Origin of the sequence: Lutibacter sp. (genome assembly GCF_013041805.1) — a bacterium.
Taxonomy (GTDB): domain Bacteria; phylum Bacteroidota; class Bacteroidia; order Flavobacteriales; family Flavobacteriaceae; genus Lutibacter.
Genome location: NZ_JABDRI010000034.1, coordinates 1 through 18416, shown reverse-complemented (window position 1 = coordinate 18416; position 18416 = coordinate 1). Strand labels below are relative to the sequence as shown.

At 30.3% G+C, this 18416-nt stretch carries 17 protein-coding genes; 8 read left to right on the top strand and 9 right to left on the bottom strand.

Going from position 1 to position 18416, the window contains the following annotated elements; genetic code table 11:
• The 6 genes from HKP59_RS04805 to HKP59_RS04780 all read left to right on the top strand — a co-directional run.
• The coding region (locus tag HKP59_RS04805; protein ID WP_291804025.1) for a MiaB/RimO family radical SAM methylthiotransferase at nt 1–1092 on the top strand (1092 nt) is incomplete at its 5' end.
• A 38-nt stretch (nt 1093–1130) separates the two neighbouring features.
• On the top strand, nt 1131–1778 hold the full coding sequence (locus HKP59_RS04800; protein ID WP_291804022.1) for a MarC family protein: 648 nt from the start codon (nt 1131–1133) through the stop codon (nt 1776–1778).
• Between the two features lie 3 nt (nt 1779–1781).
• The gene (locus tag HKP59_RS04795) at nt 1782–2441 is read left to right on the top strand and encodes an alpha/beta hydrolase (protein ID WP_291804020.1); all 660 of its coding nucleotides are present in this window, start codon (nt 1782–1784) and stop codon (nt 2439–2441) included.
• Between the two features lie 73 nt (nt 2442–2514).
• A complete protein-coding gene (locus HKP59_RS04790) occupies nt 2515–3441 on the top strand; it encodes a lytic transglycosylase domain-containing protein (RefSeq protein WP_291804017.1) in 927 nt (308 codons plus the stop codon).
• Nucleotides 3442–3448: 7 nt separating this feature from the next.
• Nucleotides 3449–3826 carry a sulfite exporter TauE/SafE family protein gene (locus HKP59_RS04785; RefSeq protein ID WP_291804015.1) on the top strand — a complete coding sequence of 126 codons (378 nt, stop codon included), beginning with the start codon at nt 3449–3451 and terminating at the stop codon, nt 3824–3826.
• Nucleotides 3827–4110: 284 nt separating this feature from the next.
• Nucleotides 4111–6798: an AAA family ATPase gene (locus tag HKP59_RS04780; protein ID WP_291804013.1), complete on the top strand. Its 2688-nt coding sequence runs from the start codon at nt 4111–4113 to the stop codon at nt 6796–6798.
• Between the two features lie 2 nt (nt 6799–6800).
• Here the strand turns inward: HKP59_RS04780 and HKP59_RS04775 are convergent, their stop codons facing one another.
• From HKP59_RS04775 to HKP59_RS04765, 3 genes are read right to left on the bottom strand one after another with little or no spacing between them, the layout of a single operon-like run.
• Nucleotides 6801–8240 (bottom strand): hypothetical protein, encoded by a 1440-nt coding sequence (locus HKP59_RS04775; RefSeq protein ID WP_291804010.1) that lies wholly within the window; start codon nt 8238–8240, stop codon nt 6801–6803.
• 4 nt (nt 8241–8244) lie between these two features.
• Entirely contained in the window at nt 8245–9108 is an 864-nt protein-coding gene (locus HKP59_RS04770; RefSeq protein ID WP_291804008.1) for a hypothetical protein, read from the bottom strand.
• Nucleotides 9095–9805 (bottom strand): hypothetical protein, encoded by a 711-nt coding sequence (locus tag HKP59_RS04765; RefSeq protein ID WP_291804006.1) that lies wholly within the window; start codon nt 9803–9805, stop codon nt 9095–9097. Before HKP59_RS04765 ends, HKP59_RS04770 begins: the two co-directional genes overlap by 14 nt.
• A gap of 264 nt (nt 9806–10069) precedes the next feature.
• Here HKP59_RS04765 and HKP59_RS04760 point away from each other — a divergent pair, with 264 nt between their 5' ends.
• Together HKP59_RS04760 and HKP59_RS04755 are read left to right on the top strand one after the other, a co-directional pair.
• A complete protein-coding gene (locus HKP59_RS04760) occupies nt 10070–10993 on the top strand; it encodes a sterol desaturase family protein (RefSeq protein ID WP_291804003.1) in 924 nt (307 codons plus the stop codon).
• A gap of 37 nt (nt 10994–11030) precedes the next feature.
• Nucleotides 11031–11291, top strand: coding sequence for a DUF1456 family protein (locus HKP59_RS04755; RefSeq protein ID WP_291804001.1), 261 nt, complete (start codon nt 11031–11033; stop codon nt 11289–11291).
• Here the strand turns inward: HKP59_RS04755 and HKP59_RS04750 are convergent.
• From HKP59_RS04750 to HKP59_RS04725, 6 genes are all read right to left on the bottom strand, one after another.
• Nucleotides 11281–12231, bottom strand: a complete 951-nt coding sequence (locus tag HKP59_RS04750) for a nitronate monooxygenase (RefSeq protein ID WP_291803998.1) — start codon at nt 12229–12231, stop codon at nt 11281–11283. The two genes, HKP59_RS04755 and HKP59_RS04750, sit on opposite strands and share 11 nt — an antisense overlap.
• A complete protein-coding gene (locus tag HKP59_RS04745; RefSeq protein WP_291803995.1) occupies nt 12232–14388 on the bottom strand; it encodes a S8 family serine peptidase in 2157 nt (718 codons plus the stop codon).
• Between the two features lie 70 nt (nt 14389–14458).
• A complete protein-coding gene (mnmA, locus tag HKP59_RS04740) occupies nt 14459–15646 on the bottom strand; it encodes a tRNA 2-thiouridine(34) synthase MnmA (RefSeq protein WP_291803993.1) in 1188 nt (395 codons plus the stop codon).
• 120 nt (nt 15647–15766) lie between these two features.
• Nucleotides 15767–17215: a YiiX/YebB-like N1pC/P60 family cysteine hydrolase gene (locus HKP59_RS04735; RefSeq protein WP_291803990.1), complete on the bottom strand. Its 1449-nt coding sequence runs from the start codon at nt 17213–17215 to the stop codon at nt 15767–15769.
• Nucleotides 17216–17459: 244 nt separating this feature from the next.
• Nucleotides 17460–18119, bottom strand: a complete 660-nt coding sequence (locus HKP59_RS04730) for a toxin-antitoxin system YwqK family antitoxin (protein WP_291803987.1) — start codon at nt 18117–18119, stop codon at nt 17460–17462.
• A gap of 6 nt (nt 18120–18125) precedes the next feature.
• Nucleotides 18126–18416, bottom strand: a 291-nt coding sequence (locus HKP59_RS04725; protein WP_291803985.1) for a heme-binding domain-containing protein, incomplete at its 5' end; no start/stop codon positions are given.

Sequence of the window (18416 nt, the reverse complement as noted above, 5' to 3'; positions counted from 1 at the left end):
GCTCAGTTAAAACCAGAAGAATTAGCAGCTGTTGATGGTGTTGATATGGTTTTAGGAGCAACTGAAAAATTTAAAGTTACTGATTATATAAACGATCTCTCTAAAAATGAAATGGGCGAAGTACATTCGTGTGAAATTGAAGAAGCCGATTTTTATGTAGGTTCTTATTCCATTGGAGATAGAACGCGTGCCTTTTTAAAAGTACAAGATGGCTGCGATTATAAATGTACCTATTGCACTATTCCGCTAGCGAGAGGTATTTCTAGAAGTGACACCTTAGAAAATGTGCTTCAAAATGCCAAAGAAATATCATCAAAAGGAATTAAAGAAATTGTATTAACGGGTGTAAATATTGGTGATTACGGAAAAGGTGAATTTGGAAATAAAAAGCATGAACATACCTTTTTTGAATTGGTACAAGCATTGGATGAAGTGAAAGGAATTCACAGGTTGCGAATTTCATCTATTGAACCGAACCTGCTAACCAATGAAACCATTCAATTTGTTGCACAATCAACTAGTTTTGTACCACACTTTCATATTCCATTGCAAAGTGGAAGCGATACGCTATTAAAATTAATGAAACGTAGATATTTACGTGAAACATATGACAATAGAGTTGCCGCTATCAAAAAAACAATGCCAAATGCTTGTATTGGAGTAGATGTTATTGTTGGCTTTCCCGGTGAAACCGATGCGCTCTTTTTAGAAACCTATAATTATTTAAATGAATTAGATATTTCTTATTTACACGTGTTTACCTATTCTGAAAGACCAAATACTGAAGCTGTTGAAATGGATGGTGTTGTACCACAAAAAGTAAGAGCTAAACGTAGTAAAATGCTTAGAGGTTTATCTGTTAAAAAAAGAAGAGCTTTTTATGAAAGTCAGTTAGGAAATGAGCTTACAGTACTTTTTGAAAGCGAAAATAAAGAAGGTTATATTCACGGTTTTACCCAAAATTATGTAAAAGTTAAAACACCCTGGAATCCTGAATTGGTGAATACGTTACATCACATAAAATTAACAACCATAGATGAAGATGGAATTGTGCGTTTTAATTGGATAAATCAACCTACTTTTGTTCACTAATTAAATCCTGTTTTTTTTAATAAAATTTATATTCTAAAATGATACCTGAAACTGATTTATACACCTTTGCGCTGTTAGTATTTACCTCGTTTTTTACCATCATAAATCCATTAGGTACTATGCCTATATTTATGACAATGACAGCCTCATTAAGTGAAGAAAGACGCAAACAAACAGCTAAAAAAGCAACGTTGGTTGCCTTTTTTACCATCCTTGCTTTTGCATTTTCTGGTCAGATTTTATTTAATTTCTTCGGAATTTCAGTGAACAGTTTTAGAATAGTTGGAGGAGTTATCTTCTTTACCATGGGTTGGGATATGCTACAAGCGAGATTGGGAAGTTTTAAACATACTGATGATGAAAACAAAATTGATGCGTATGTTGAAGATATTTCAATTACTCCTCTTGCCATTCCAATGATTTGTGGTCCTGGAGCCATCACAAATGCCATTATTTTAATGGAAGATGCTGGTGAAATCAAACAAAAAATAGTATTGATAGTAGTCATAGCTGTAATGCTATTACTAACTTATTTAATTTTAGTTGGTGCAAGTAAAATTACGGAGAAGTTAGGATCTACAGGTAATAAAGTTATGATGCGATTAATGGGATTAATTGTAATGGTAATTGCTGTAGAATTTTTCTTTAGTGGTTTAAAACCTATTGTTTTAGGAATGATAAATTAATCTATGAGCAACGCTAAAATTCATATTTATTTTATTCCTGGTCTAGCGGCGGGTCCCAAAATATTTGAATACTTACAATTTTCTGAAACAAAATTTGAGCTCCATTTTTTAGAATGGCTATTGCCTCTTTCAGAAAAAGAGACCATAGAAAATTATGCGAAAAGAATGGCTGCTTTTGTTATTGAAGAAAATCCAGTACTTGTAGGCGTTTCGTTTGGAGGTATTATGGCACAAGAAATGAGTAAACATTTAAAAACAAAAAAAGTTATCATTATTTCAAGTGTTAAAAGTAAAAACGAATTACCAAATCGCTTAAAAGCAGTTCAAAAAACAAAAGCTTATAAGTTATTTCCAACAAAAGCAATTACAAATTTAGAAGATTTCTCAGTATATGCATTTGGAAATTACGCTAAAAAGCGCGTAGCTTTGTATAAAGAATATCTATCGGTAAGAGATGCTGGTTATTTAACTTGGGCCATACACAATGTACTTTACTGGAAACAAAATAAGCCTCTTGAAAATATACTTCATATTCATGGAGTTGATGATGGAATTTTTCCCATTAAACATATAAAAAATTGCATTCGCATCGATAAAGGCACTCATATAATGATTCTAAATAAAGCAAAAAAAATTAGTGATCTCATCACAAATGCACTTTAATTGTTAAAATAGTAATCTTATTACTTTAACTTCAAAATAATTTGTAATTTACCATTTAATAAATACTCATACTATGAACAAATCAATAAAAATTTTAGGCCTTATCGCCATCATAATGATAAGTTCATTATTTATTTTTTCAACAAATACAACGATTGAAAAAAATACAGATGGCAAAATTGAGAATGACAAAAACACAAGTGAAACCTATCGCATAAAAGCGCTAAAAATACCTTTAAATTTAACGTTTGCAGGAGAAAAAGTACCTCTTGAAAAAGCGGACATTAAAGAGCGTATTGATAGAGAATTATTGGTGAACACCTATTGGCAGTCTAATGGCTTACTTTTATTTAAAAGAGCACATAAGTATTTTCCAATTATTGAACCAATTTTAGAAAAAAATGGAATTCCAAACGATTTTAAATATTTAGCTGTAATTGAAAGTGGCTTACAAAATGTTACATCACCAGCTGGTGCAAGAGGATTTTGGCAAATTATGAAGTCAACTGGTAGAGAAAATGGATTAGAAATCAATACAAATGTTGATGAGCGTTATCATTTGGAAAAAGCAACTCAAGTTGCTTGTGATTATTTAAATGCTGCTAAAGAGCGCTTCGGTAGTTGGACCATGGCGGCGGCGGCCTACAATGCAGGTAACGCAGGTATGGCTAGAAAAATTGAGGCACAAAAAGTGACAAGTTATTACGATTTACTTTTAGGCGAAGAAACGCAGCGCTATGTACCAAGAATGGTAGCCTTAAAAGAAATTTTATCGAATCCTCAAAAATATGGTTTTGTTTTTGAAACTGAAGATTTATATAAATTAGAACAAACAAAAACTATTAAAGTAGATACAGCAATTACAAATATTGCCCAATTTTCTAAAAATCTAGGTATAAATTATAAAGTGCTAAAAATACACAATCCTTGGCTACGTGAAAATAACTTAAACAATAAGTCTCGTAAACTTTATGAATTAAAAATTCCTTCGGAAAACTAATATGAAAATGACGCTTACGACAATTATTACTTTAATTATTATTGGTTTATTAGCTGGAATTCTTAGTGGCTTGGTAGGTGTTGGTGGCGGAATTATAATGGTACCTCTTTTTGTTATTTTTCTTGGGTTAACACAGCACAATGCACAAGGCTTAAGTTTAGCAGTTATGCTACCTCCTGTAACTTTTTTAGCTGTATATAATTATCAAACCGCAGGTGATGGTGGTAATATTGATTGGAAAGTTGCATTAATAGTTTCGGTTTTATTTATTATTGGTGGCTTCATTGGATCAAAAATTGCCCTTCAAATTGACCAAAGAATGTTAAAACGAATTTTTGGTGTAATGATGTTAATTGTTGCTATTAAGCTCATTTTTACAAAATAAAGGCAATAGATCTCCAAACTACCTTATGGGAGTCCGAACCCTATATACTTCAAAAAATATATCTTTTTAATTTATTTGTTTCACCTCCTACTTTCAGTTTTTTATCCATGTATTAAAAACGAATAGCAAAAAAATTATCTCTTTATAAAATCTTGAAATTGAAACAGCTAAAATTTCAGTGCATCCATATTAAATGACTTTTATCACTTAATACTTTAAGTAATTAACTTAATTTTAAATTTAATCTCATAAAATTGCGCATTATTTTTAATTTATAAATCAATATGTGGTTCAATAAGGATAATAAAAAGTATTATAAATTTAGTAGTTTAAAAACATATGCTTGGGATAGAACAATTAATAATACAAGACGATATAGAAAAGTATTTGAAAAAAGAGAAATTAATTATTTAAGTGTTGCTTTAGAATTTTATAATAAATACTTTGATGAAAAAGACTGGAAAACTAACATTACTTTTAAAGCGTATCGTATTAAAAATAATGAAAAAGAAAAAGAACTTTGCGTAAACTCAAAAGATTATACAATTCAAAAAGAGTTAAATATTGTTGTTTGTGATTACGGATGGGGAAATGATGAACACGGAACTTATTGGGAAAAAGGAGAATACATTTGGGATGTATTTATAGATGACGAATTTATTGCTTCAACTAAATTTTTTATAGAGGATGTTGGTATTGTAACTTCAATAAGCAATCCATATTTTAAAGTTGCTTCTATAAAAACCTATGAAAATAACAATAAAGAAGATCTAATTGAGAACCGCTTGTATTTTAAACAATTTGTTCATAATCAAACTCATTATATTATGTCTGAATTAACACTTATAAACAGTGTTGATAGGCCGTGGTTATGCGAATTGTTTTTTAACTATTATGATGATTCAGGACTCTTAATTGGTGTCTCTGATATAAGGACCACGATTACTCCAGGCAATGGAAATGAAACAAATATACTTACTGCTGGATATGGCAGTTCAGATACCAATATGTGGTTGAAAGATAATTATAGAATCGAAGTGGTTTTTATGGATACAGTTGTTGCCTTAATTCCTTTTAGCATAGGAGATGATTTACTAGTAAGAGCTGCTGATTATGGAGCAATACTTGAAGATGATTATAATCCGAATGAAGAATTAAACACAAACAATAATTCAATAAATAAAGAGAGCACCGCTATTGAAACTGAAGTTAATTATAAAACTAGTACTGAAAAAAAATCTATTGAAGAACTGTTACTTGATCTAGAGGAGCTTATTGGCTTAACCGAAATTAAATATAAAATTAGAGAATACATTGATTACGTAACCTATTTAAAAATCAGAAAAGAAAACGGGATTATAGATACCGACACTATTAATCTACATAGCGTGTTTACTGGAAATCCAGGAACCGGTAAAACAACTGTAGTTAAATTACTCGGTGAAATATACCAGGCTATGGGATTACTATCGAAAGGTCATGTAGTAACTGTAGAATGTAATGATTTAATTTCTGGCTATGTGAGGCAAACTGGAGAGAATACCAAAAAATTTATAGAAAAAGCAAGAGGTGGTATTCTATTTATTGATGAAGCATATATGCTCTATAAAGAAGGTGTAACAAATGATTTTGGGCCTGAGGCTATTGCTGCACTCATAACTGAGATGAGCGATGGACCTGGAGATATTGCAATTATGGTAGCGGGATACCCTAAAGAAATGGAAAGTTTTATTAATTCGAATCCAGGTTTAAAGTCTCGTTTTTCAAATCATTACCATTTCAAGGATTTTACACCCATTGAATTAGTTGAAATTGCAAAATTTGCTTCAAAAAAGAAAAGTGTTAAACTTTCTGCAAAAGCACTCTTAAAACTAAAAAAAATAGTAACAAACGCGTTCAGAAAACGTGATAAAACTTTTGGAAATGCCCGTTTTGTTCATTCATTGATAGATGAAGCTAAAATGAATTTGGGTATAAGACTAGTTAGAGAATATGCTCAAGATAAAATCACAAAAGAACTTCTTAGTACTATTCAAGAAAAGGATGTTGAAAATCTAGAAAAAAATAATAGTAAAAATAAACTATTGTTAGATATTGATACTCCTTTATTAGATGAAGCATTACGTGAATTAAATGCACTTATAGGGCTTACACAGATAAAACAAGAAGTTCAAGAACTGATTCGATTAACTAAATATTATAGAGAATTAGACCGTGATGTTTTAAAGGTATTTTCAATGCACAATGTATTTATAGGAAACCCTGGCACTGGTAAAACTACTGTAGCAAGAATTATTGGTAAAGTATACAAGGCTCTAGGATTGTTAGAAAGAGGTCACGTAATAGAAGCTGATGGAAGTAGTTTAATTGCAGGTTATGTTGGACAAACATCTATTAAAACTAAAGAATTAATTAAAAGTGCCATGGGAGGTATTTTATTTATTGATGAAGCCTATGCGATAACAGAAGGCGACTCAAATAAAAGCGGAAGTGATTTTGGAAAAAAAGCAATTGCCGCACTCATAAAAGAAATGGAAGATCATAGAGGTGAGTTTAGTGTTATTGTAGCTGGTTACACAGAAAATATGAGGAAGTTTTTAGAAACAAACCCCGGAATGAAATCTCGCTTTGATAAAATATTTCATTTTATCGATTTTACGGAAGATGAATTATGGGAAATAACTGAAAAAATGTTATCCAACAAAGGGTTAAAGGCAGATAAAAATGCTAAAAAACAATTGAAAAATTATATTTCTCACTTATATAAGAACAGAAATAAATTTTTTGGGAATGCACGCTCAATGAGAAAAATAGTTGAAACTGCTACTCGAAACCAAGAATTAAGAATGGCTGCTACTGAAAAAAGTAAGCGCACAAAAAAAGCGATTAGTACATTAACATTTGCCGATGTACAATTATTTGATATCTCAAATATTGAAACTAAAAGAAGCGTAAAAATTGGCTATAAATAATTTTACAAAAACGAAATATTTTTAAACTTAACATCAAAATTATTAATATGAATTTTTAAATATGCTATACCCGTTGCATTTGAAGCTATTTCTTTAAACGTCAATTCTAAAGGAACGGGGATTCCTTTTACTAGTGTATAGTTAAATCCTACTCTTGAAGCATTTGATTGGCTTCCTAATTTTACATTTGAAGCTGAAGTTTCTAAACCATTTTGATCATATATTTTAGAGCTCCTATCTCCATAATTTCCATAAGCTATTAGTCCACCATCTTTCTCTAAACTAGTAATTCTTAACTTACAGGTAACAGTAGTCCCTGATTTTTTTATACTCAATAAATCAAACTTAAAACCTTCTTCTTGATGAGAAAAATTAACATTTTCAAAAGATGGGATGTCAATAGTTGATTTCATTCCATTAAAAGATATATTTTTAAACTTAACATCAATATCATTAACGTGAATTTTTAAATATGCTATACCAGTTGCATCTGAAGCTATTTCTTTAAAAGTCAATTCTAAGGGAACTGGGATTCCTTTTACTAGCGTATAATTAAATCCTACTCTTGAAGCATTTGATTGGCTTCCTAATTTCACATTTGAAGCTGAAGTTTCTAAACCATTTTGATCATATATTTTAGAGCTCCTATCTCCATAATTTCCATAAGCTATAAGACCACCATCTTTCTCTAAACTTGTAACTCTTAATTTACAAATAACTGTTGTTCCTAATTTTTTAACACTCAATAAATCAAAACGGTATCCTTCCTCTTCAACTGAAATAGCTGAAGCTACAACACTGTTTGTAGACATTGTTATATTAGAAGAATTACTTCTATTTTCTTCAAAAAAGCCACCCAAAATACGTTCCATATCATCAGCTTGGTATACATACCCTTCTCCATCATCTCCCATTTGCTGTAACATTCCTAAAAATATTTTTTTTCCTTCAAACTGCGTAAAAAGAGCTCCACCACTCATTCCTTTCACAAATGAATCTGTATTTCTTTTTGGAACTATTGTAATAGTTTCTTCATCTTTTTCAGTAATAAAAACCTGCATTAATTTAGAACCTCCATTATTTTCTCTTAATTCAAGGTAAGCATCAACTGTTGAATTTAAAATACTAGAATAATTTTTTGGGACAAACCAAGTTGTACAATTTTGTGTTCCACCATCTACAATACGAACAATTGCCAAGTCTGATGAAAGCTCTTGCACTAAATTTCCTCCTGATAAAACATTCTTATTACCAATTATAGAAATTTTACTCATAGACTCATTTACAACATGAGCCGGTGTAATTACAAAACATTCTCCAGATCTTGATTTTAACAATCCGCGACCATGCTCTACCGTTTCTAAATAAACCGATTCTTGGGCTTGTATTTGAAAAAAAACAATTAAACATAGAATTGATAACAATACTTTTGAATTATTCATTTTTTTAATTTTTAGTGATATCCTTTACAAAGGTTATCAACGTTGTAATTATGACTAAAAAACCAAAGAAAATTGATAAACCTTGAAACATACGATCTTTTAAAAACCTATCCAGTAGAGACGCTGAAATCATATAACCACTAGTATCATTTTGTGGCCCTGGTTTTATTACTCTAGCTTCTTTTGCTGTTACTCTATAAGCCGCACTCATTCCTGGATTTTCATTAATTGTTACAAAACCAAATGTTTTAGATTGTATTTTATCAAAAACCAACCGATCTCCTAAATTAAGTTCCTTTGAGCCTGCCTCAAAATAGTCGTCACTTAAAAATGTTTTTCCTATCATTTTAACATCTCCATTTCTTAAAAGTGCTGTACTTTCTCCAAAGATTTCAAGATTTACAGATCGCCCTAAATTTACTTTTCCATCAATACTAAAAATATATGTTTGGCCTTTAACTGTTTTTTCTGAAACATCATAAATATAAACCTCCAAATAATCAGTTGCCTCATGAAACAACTCTCCATCTTGTCCATTATAAATTTTTCCAATACTTTTTGAATTTAAACTTTCAATTATAATACTAATTGGGCCAAAAGCAATTCTTTCTACCGTAACTTTTACACCTGCATTTAAATCTATTGTCCCAGAGAAATTTGTTGAAAGAATAGCATCTTCATCTGCAATTTCAGCTTCCATTACAATTAATCTGCTATTATTTTTGTCTAATGTTTCATATGAAATTCTTTCTGTATCAACAGTAATATTAAACGTTGTAGTTATTGGAACAAAAAAAATAAACAATACAATACCTACAAATACTATAAATAATATACCAAGTATAACTTTATTTTTAATCATCCCCATTAGAAGGTAATTTAAAAGTTATTGGATATCTATTATAGGTAATCTTATTCATTTTCCTAACTCGTTGTTTAATAAACAAAGTAGAATTTAAATCTAGATTCTTTGTTGGAATCTTACACAAACTATTATAAGCAATTGATGAAGTAGCTTGTATTTTCTCACAAGGATATCCTTGTGAAGTTCCAGATTTTAAATTTTGAATAACAATTGTTGACTTTCTTTCTGAATTGATATAAATATAAATAATTTCGGGATATTTTACAATTGGATCCCAAGAGGCACTTACATAAAATGCAGTATTTTCTGATGATGTTTCACCAATAGATGTTAATATAGTAATATCTTTTGATGTATACTTTTTCAATTCATTTTTATGCTGAGTAGGCAAACTAAATTTATAATTTCCAGGCTTTAAATTTTCAATATTATACGAAATCGAAGCCTCATACCTACCATCTCTAGAACTTATTTCACATTGAAGTATATTATTACTGTGGTTTGGTATCATCACATAAAAGAAAGAAGGATTTATGTTAGCATCACCAATTGAATTCATAATTCCAACTCTAATTTCACCACTAACTGGAACTTTGTCATACCAAACTTCCCAATCATTATCTGTGCTAATTGGTAAAATTTCTTGAGAAAAACACGTTAAATATGATAGAAATAAAAATACTGCTAAATTAAATTTCATTAGAATAGTGTAATTAGAAGATTTGACTTTTAAAAAAAATAATTTATTAAAAATACAAGCCTTGTTATTCAAATTTAATAGTTTAAGCTTAATAATTAAATGATAAAAGTCATTTTGTAAATCAAAACTATATGCAATAAAATTGATTTTTCAGCTATTAAATTTATAAACACCTATCAATTCTGTAAAAATTGTCACATCTTTTTCAATAATCATATAAGGTCTCATAATTTATCACTAATTTCAGCATCTTAAAATTATACCATGAATTTAACCAACCCATTAGTGTATGGAGCTCCAGTTTTCTTAGCGCTAATAGCGCTTGAACTTGCCTACAGTAAAAGTCATAACAATAAAAAATTATATGAATGGAAAGATTTAGGGGCTAGCCTTTTTATGGGTGTTGGATCTGCTATTATTGCTCCATTAATTAAAACTATTTCTGCAATAGTAATATTCAATATTGTTTTTGAAATTTTTAATCCTGAAATCAATGGTATTCGAACAAATATTATGGGATGGGAATCGTTTGGTTATGCTTGGTATATTTGGATAGCTTGTCAACTATTAGATGATTTTACTTATTATTGGTTCCATAGACAAAACCATATGGTTCGGTTTTTATGGGCTGCCCATATTGTACATCATTCATCTGACAATTATAATTTAGGGACTGCTGTGCGAAATGGTTGGTTTACCATCTTATACAAACCATTATTTTATATGTGGATACCTGCACTAGGATTTAGACCAGAAATGGTTGTGGTATGCTTAGGTATTGAAGCCTTATGGCAATTTCAATTACATACCAAGTACATTCCTAAAATGGGCTTTATTGAAAAAATATTTAATACACATACAATGCACCAAGTTCATCACGCAAAAAATGTGGAATATATGGATAAAAATCATGGTGGTTTTTTGAATATATTCGATAAGATATTTGGATCTTGGAAAGAATTAGATGAAACTATAGAGGTGCAATATGGTGTTACGCATGCTCCTGATTCTTATAATCCTTGGGTAATACTAACGCATGAATATAAAGATATTTGGAATGATACCAAAAAATCTAAAAATTGGTATCATAAATTTATGTACACTTTTGGACCTCCTGGTTGGAGTCACGATAATAGCACACAGACTGTAAAACAAATGCAGTTAGCACTTAAACAAAAACAAGTTTAATCCTAAATTTATAGTTATAAAAAATTAACTTTGCAACATGGGATTAACAAATAATGATATTTTTAAAAAATTAAGAGTTGCGCACAAATTAAGAGATACTGATATTATAGATATATGTAAATTGGTAGATTTTAAAGTTTCAAAAAGTGAATTGGGTGCAATATTTAGAAAAGAAGACCATCCTAAATATATGGAATGTGGCGATCAATTTTTACGTAATTTTTTGAATGGCTTAGTTATTCATTTACGAGGACCAATGCCTAAAAAAGAAGAAAAAGCACCACCTTCTAAAAAATAAACTTTGAAGAAATTGAAGAAGTTACTTCCTTAAATTCATTTACAATTTCTTGCACAATTTCAGCAGCTGGTTTAATCTCATGAATTAATCCTGCAATTTGACCTATTTCAAGTTCCCCATTTTCTAAATCTCCTTCAAACATTCCTTTTTTTGCACGTGCCCTACCCAATTTTTCTTTTAACTGTTCAACGGAAGGTTTTTGCAAATATAATTCTTGTAATTCACGAAAAAACTGATTTTTAATTAAACGAACTGGCGCTAATTCTTTCAACGTTAAATGCGTATCACCATCATCAGTTTTAACCACTTCATTTTTAAAATGTATATGTGCCGAAGATTCTTCACTCGCTACAAATCTGCTTCCTATTTGAACTGCATCTGCACCCAAAATCATGGCTGCCAGCATCCCTCTTCCCGTGGCAATGCCACCAGCAGCAATTACAGGAATTTTTAATTTTTCTTTTACCATTGGAATAAGCGTAAAGGTTGTTGTTTCCTCTCTTCCGTTATGCCCCCCCGCTTCAAATCCTTCAGCCACAATGGCATCTACACCAGCCACTTCAGATTTTAATGCAAATTTTACACTACTCACCACGTGAACAACTGTAATACCATTTTCTTTTAAATAAGGAGTCCATGTCTTAGGATTTCCTGCTGACGTAAATACAATTTTAACTCCCTCATCTACAATTATTTGCATAATTTCTTCAATGTTGGGGTATAACATTGGAACATTTACTCCAAAAGGATTATCAGTTGCTTTTTTACATTTCTGAATATGTTCTCTCAAAACATCTGGATACATAGAGCCAGCACCTATTAAACCCAATCCTCCAGCATTACTAACCGCAGACGCTAATCGCCATCCACTATTCCAAATCATCCCAGCTTGAATAATTGGATATTTAATTTTAAAAAGATTGTTAATACGATTGTTCATTTAATTCTTGAGTACTTTTATTGTTTTAATGGTATCGTTATAGGTTATTTGAACCATATATAATCCTTTGTTTAAGGATGAAATATCAACAACTGGATTATTTTTAGATATTGTATTTGTTAATACACTTTTACCCAATAAACTAAAAATAGTTATTTGCACTTGATCAACAGCTTCAGGAAAATTTAAACTTATGCTATTTTTTGCAGGATTTGGAAACACATGTATACTTCCTTCAAATACTATTTCTTTGGAGAAAACACCTTCACAAGCAATGCTCGATTTTACCTCAACAAAATCTCCTTGATTCACAGCTACTTCAAATTTATTATTTAAAGTTTGCATTGTTTCATCTCCATTTACAAATATTGTAAAAGGTGAAGTTCCTTCATCAATTTCAATGACAACGGATTTTGATGAAATACTTGCTTTCCCCGAAATAGTAGATCCAGCAGCTATCTGAATCGTATAGCATTGGCTGTAACTTTGATCTTCAATAAAAATACAAACTTCATATTCCCCTGATTCTAAATCTATTATATTTAATTCGTTATTTGAAAAAGTATAATTTGAACCATTTATAGTTGCTGTATAATTATAAGATTCTAAAGCTGTAATTGTAATTTCTCCATTATTCCTATCAGGGCAAGATTCACCAATAACTTCAATGCTGAAATTATTTGAAGGCAATAAAAGGCAACCATTTTCATTTACTGGAGTGCCAATAGGAGTATTTGGACACGCATCAAACTCATTTAATACACTATCCCCATCTAAATCATTTACATCCTGCGAAAGCAAACTATAAATTGCCTCAAAATTAGGGATACCATATCCTTCTTGAGCAGTAGGGCTCGCAAATAAATGCGATGATTCCTTGACTAATTGAATGATTTCGGTATTGGACTTTTCTGGAAATGCCTGCCACAAACACGCGACGACACCCGTTAAAACTGGTGATGAAAACGAAGTACCATTTGAAATAGCTACATTTCCTGCAGAATTAATGATATAAACATCTTTTCCCTGTGCACAAACATCAGGTTTTATTCTTCCATCTGATGTTGGTCCATAAGAACTAAAACTAGCAATTGTTTCTGCTGCATCTACTGCACCAATACTCAAAACGGAGTTGGCATCTGCAGGTGCACTAATATAATTCCAACTACTATTCCCTTCATTTCCAGCTGAATTTACAACAATCATTCCTCTAGAAGCAGCAATTTCAGCACCCCTTGAAATAAATGTAGTTTGACCATCCATATCTGCATATTCATAATCGTAATTTGGATTGTCAAAAGTGGTATACCCTAATGATGTATTTATTAAATCTACCCCTAAGCTATCGGCTCTTTCAGCTGCTTCAACCCAAAGACTTTCCTCTAAAGGCGTTTCATTTACATTATCTTCAGAAATAAACAAGTAAAATTTTGCATCTGGAGCAGTTCCAACAAACTGATTATCAATATAACCAGCTATTGTCGACAAAACAGACATTCCGTGGTAGTAACCTGTATAAAAATTGTCGTTTCTATTCACAAAATCATACCCTCCTAAAATTTGATTGTTATCACGTAATCTTTGAAAAGCAGGAAACACATCCACATTTGGGAAACCTGCATCAATAACGGCAATTTGCATTCCTTCTCCTGTAAAATTATTCTCATGCAACACATGCCCTTGTAACATTTCTATTTGGTTTGTTGCATTCCCATAATTAAATTGAGTGGTAAGTTCTACCTCTTTATTTCGAGGTTGTATTTCGCTTTTATTAGCGCTTTTTCCAACGGTATTTAATAACTTATTTGCAAAATAAATACTTTCAACAAAGTTAAGATTCAACAAATTTTTAATATCATTTTCACTTCCTTGAACGTGTAATGCATTTAACCATTTAGAACGGGCTTTAATGGTAATTCCAACACTATTCTTAATTTGAGAAACGTACGAAGTTTCTATCGGAACATCTTTAACGTCTATTGAAATATTATATCGTGATCGCCTGTCTAATGCTCTCTGGGTTAACATAGTTATTGGAGAATTCATATAAGTTACTTCATTTGGTTTATCTTTAAAATAAACCCAAGCGTCTTCAACTTGCGCAATTAATTGATTGTAAGAAAAAATCAGAAAAAATATAAGTAATGCTTTTTTCACAAAAATTTATTTAGGGTTTAATCAAAAATACAGATTTTAATTGAATTTTTTATTTGAAAAATGTTAAAGATTAAGCTATTACTCCAGAGCCTAACAACTCATCATTTATGTACCAAGCCACAAATTGCCCTTCTGTTATAGCAGATTGAGGATTTGCAAATTCTACATACATACCACTTTCCACTTTATATAGCGTTGCTTTTTCTAATTTTTGACGATATCTAATTCGGCTTTTTACGTCTAAAGACTCCCCATTATTTAAAGCTAAGTCTTTTCTAATCCAATGAATTTCTTCATTAGTGATGAATAAAGTAGTTCTATACAATCCCTTATGTGATTTACCTTCACCAGCGTATATTACATTTTCATCCACATCTGTTTCAATAACAAATAATGGTTCTTTCATACCTCCTACTGCCAATCCTTTTCGTTGGCCTTTTGTAAAGTAATGCGCTCCTTGATGTTTTCCTACTACTGCTCCATCAGCTAAAGAGTAGTTATATTTTGTTGCATAAAAAGCTAATTCATCTTCTTTCGTAAAAAATTCAGGTGTTTCTCTTTGAAATATGTTTGAGTCGTTAGGAATTTTAACAATAACGCCTTCCTTTGGTTTTAATTTTTGTTGTAAAAATTCAGGCAAACGAACTTTTCCTATAAAGCACAAACCTTGCGAATCTTTTTTTTCTGCAGTAATTAAATCTTGCTCTGTTGCAATTCTTCTAACTTCGGGTTTGGTTAATTCACCTATGGGAAACAACGCCTTAGATAATTGCTCTTGAGATAACTGACATAAAAAATAAGATTGATCCTTATTAATATCTGCTCCAGCTATTAATTTATAAATAGTTTCTCCGTTAATGACTTCTTCTCCTTTTCTGCAATAATGACCAGTTGCTACAAAATCTGCTCCTAGCTCTTCTGCTATTTTCAAGAAAACGTCGAATTTTATCTCCCTATTACATAATACATCAGGATTCGGTGTTCGCCCCATTTCATATTCCTTAAACATATAATCAACAATACGCTCTTTATATTGTTCACTTAAATCAACTACCTGAAAAGGAATTCCTAATTTATCTGCAACTAGCATCGCATCATTACTATCTTCTAACCAAGGGCATTCATTTGAAATAGTTACAGAGTCATCGTGCCAATTCTTCATAAATAAGCCAATTACTTCATACCCTTGTTCTTTTAATAAGTAAGCAGCTACACTGCTATCTACACCACCGGAAAGACCTACTATAACGCGTTTCATTTATCTCTAATTTTTGAGTGCAAAGTTACGTGGATAAAAGTTAATTACATAATGTTAATATTGACTGATAAAATAGAATTATTTACTATGATTATTTTAGTATACTTTATTAGGATACCATTAATTTTGTAAACTTTTTTTTAACTGTTTTATTTCTTTGCGGCTAGCTTTTGGAAGTTGGCAGTAAATTTCCACCATTTTTTTATCTTCTATTCGTATCCCATCTAAATATAAGTCAATTGGGAAAAATGCCCCTCCTGTTAAACCTTGTTCTGCAATTTGATCAACTGATACTGTATTAGTTCCCATAAATGTTGAAGTATTAAATTCAACTTCATCAAATGTAATATAATGCAACTCTGAACAAATCATTTTTTTACTAGACTCAACATTATATCCAAAATCATATTTTTTACCAATCTGAGCAAAAACTCGCTCAATCATTTCTCTTTTTTGATCAAGAGTTAGCTCTTCTACTAACCTCAATTGTGCATAATCATCAATATTTGAAAAATGTTTTAATGTATTGCAAGCAACTTTGCTTCTTAATGCTTCTACAATTACTTTTCCTTCTTTAATTTCATTATGATATTTAGCTACAAAAAAATTATTCCAAACTCCTAATTCTTTCAATTGGGTTTCATTCCCAACGTAAATTGCAGCGTGTCCCCAATACCCCGGAATAAATTTATCTGTTAATTTAAATGGTGTTTTTTCTAAAATAACATCTAAAGGCTGTAGTTGTAATAAAGAATTATATATAAAGTCTTCATTATTTATTAATTTTCCTTTTCTCAATGAAAAAATTCCCATAAAATTACTTATCACATTTGACAAGCTTGAAAGGATATTGTTTAAAAAATTATTAAAATTAACTTCTGCGTAAAACGTTGTTTTTTTATCAATTAACTTCCTAAAATACTTTTTAGATTTTTTGATATTTTCTTTGGTTGCAATATAGTTTTGGAAATAGGAAGTAGACTCAATTTCATTTAAAATGGCCCTAATTTCTGTTTGTTCTTGAACATTTTCATAAGATAAAGAAGTATTCCAAGAGTTAAGTATTGATTTTCTAAACCTATTTGAAATCAAAATTCTTTTAATCTTTTTTAAAGATTTTTTCTCATTTCTGTACAACAAATTTTCTTCATTAATTAAATTATTGATTTTAGAATTACCATTTATAACTTTTTGCTGAAGCAAAAAACTTTGAAGTGCTTTTATTTTTAAATGAGTTGAAATCAAGTAATAGAATTGCTCGTTTTTAGTTCTGGTCATTTCAAAGTTAGCAAACTCAACAGATTCAAATAGTAAAGCTAATCTGTTTGAAAAAGTATTGTTGAGGTAATGAATATCACCTCCGGTTAAAACATAATCTAATTTTGATATTTTAGTGTAATAATTTAAGCTATCACTTAATTGTTTTTGAAGTATTTCATGCTTCGAAATTAGCTCATTGTACTTATAAAAATCCGCATCAATACTGTTTGAAATTTCATCAAGAAAAAGATGGGTAGTTGATGAGTTTTCTCCTATTTGACAAAAAGTAGGTTGAATTGAACCAATCAAAAAAATTACAAAAAATAAATTTACCTTCTTAAAAAAATAAGTCTGATTTTTTTTAAACATTAAAAATTTTAGTTGACTTTTTAAAATTTTCAAAACATCGATGATAATCATTAATTATAACAACATAAATATACGAAATTAAAGGTGTTTTTAATGGATAAATTTGAAAAAGTATTCCCACTTTTAATTAAAAATGGAACTGCTGACTGACATATTTAATGGATTAATTATTCTTAATACTATCTTACTGTTTTTCGTCATCAACAAACTCCCATTTCCCAACTTTTTCATCATTTTCATAATCACCCCAAAATATTAATTTACCATCAATATTATAATATTTTGCAGCACCATGAAGTTTCCCATTTTTATAATTTAAATCATCTAGTAATACACCATTATCAGCATATCTCTTTAAATTCCCATGTAATTTACCTTGAACATAATACGATGACTCTGTTATTTTTCCAGTTTTGTAAAATGTATTAGATACACCGTTTAAAATTCCATTTTGATAATTTTCTTCGGCAAGTATTGTTTTTCCGTCCTCATGATAATACAACCATTTGCCAATTCTTTCTTTCCCTATCATTTCACCTGAACTCTTTAAAACTCCTTTTTCTGTAAAAAATTGAACCTTGGCTTTATGCTCATCGGTTAAAAATGTTTTAATAGCCGTTGGGTGCTCAGAACTTAAAGCACTGTAGTATTTAAAAGTTCCAACTTCTTTTCCATCAATAAATTGACCTTGATATCTTATACGTTTGTTAGGATAGAATTTTTTCCAAACTCCAATTCTTTTGCCATCTGCGTTATACTGATTTATTTTGTCTTGTGCGAAGACGGCTTGAAAACTAAAAATAGCTAACAAAAAAAATACAACTAATAAATTATTAATTTTCATTCTTCTTTATTCTTGAGGAATTGTTTTTACCCAGTTCAACAATGTTTCATATTGGTTTTGACTCAATTTAGCTTCAGTATGAATTAATAAATAACTTTTTAAGGGCATTTCAACATCAATCAAAACTTCTTCCAAATCGTTAATTATGTGGCTTTTCTGATTTTTGTTATATGTAGTCCATTCAGAAAAATTTAAATATTCTTTTCCTTCATTTACATGTTGTGCTAAATACCAAGATATAGGGGCAATTTCACTATACCAAGGATAATTAGTTTTATTTGAATGACAATCGGCACA

Coding starts and splice junctions, on each gene's coding strand:
- HKP59_RS04795 (WP_291804020.1), top strand. CDS start 1,782: ATGAGCAACGCTAAAATTCATATTTATTTTATTCCTGGTCTAGCGGCG.
- HKP59_RS04775 (WP_291804010.1), bottom strand. CDS start 8,240: ATGAATAATTCAAAAGTATTGTTATCAATTCTATGTTTAATTGTTTTT.
- mnmA (WP_291803993.1), bottom strand. CDS start 15,646: ATGAAACGCGTTATAGTAGGTCTTTCCGGTGGTGTAGATAGCAGTGTA.
- HKP59_RS04790 (WP_291804017.1), top strand. CDS start 2,515: ATGAACAAATCAATAAAAATTTTAGGCCTTATCGCCATCATAATGATA.
- HKP59_RS04765 (WP_291804006.1), bottom strand. CDS start 9,805: ATGAAATTTAATTTAGCAGTATTTTTATTTCTATCATATTTAACGTGT.
- HKP59_RS04755 (WP_291804001.1), top strand. CDS start 11,031: ATGGGATTAACAAATAATGATATTTTTAAAAAATTAAGAGTTGCGCAC.
- HKP59_RS04785 (WP_291804015.1), top strand. CDS start 3,449: ATGACGCTTACGACAATTATTACTTTAATTATTATTGGTTTATTAGCT.
- HKP59_RS04770 (WP_291804008.1), bottom strand. CDS start 9,108: ATGGGGATGATTAAAAATAAAGTTATACTTGGTATATTATTTATAGTA.
- HKP59_RS04750 (WP_291803998.1), bottom strand. CDS start 12,231: ATGAACAATCGTATTAACAATCTTTTTAAAATTAAATATCCAATTATT.
- HKP59_RS04800 (WP_291804022.1), top strand. CDS start 1,131: ATGATACCTGAAACTGATTTATACACCTTTGCGCTGTTAGTATTTACC.
- HKP59_RS04760 (WP_291804003.1), top strand. CDS start 10,070: ATGAATTTAACCAACCCATTAGTGTATGGAGCTCCAGTTTTCTTAGCG.
- HKP59_RS04780 (WP_291804013.1), top strand. CDS start 4,111: ATGTGGTTCAATAAGGATAATAAAAAGTATTATAAATTTAGTAGTTTA.
- HKP59_RS04730 (WP_291803987.1), bottom strand. CDS start 18,119: ATGAAAATTAATAATTTATTAGTTGTATTTTTTTTGTTAGCTATTTTT.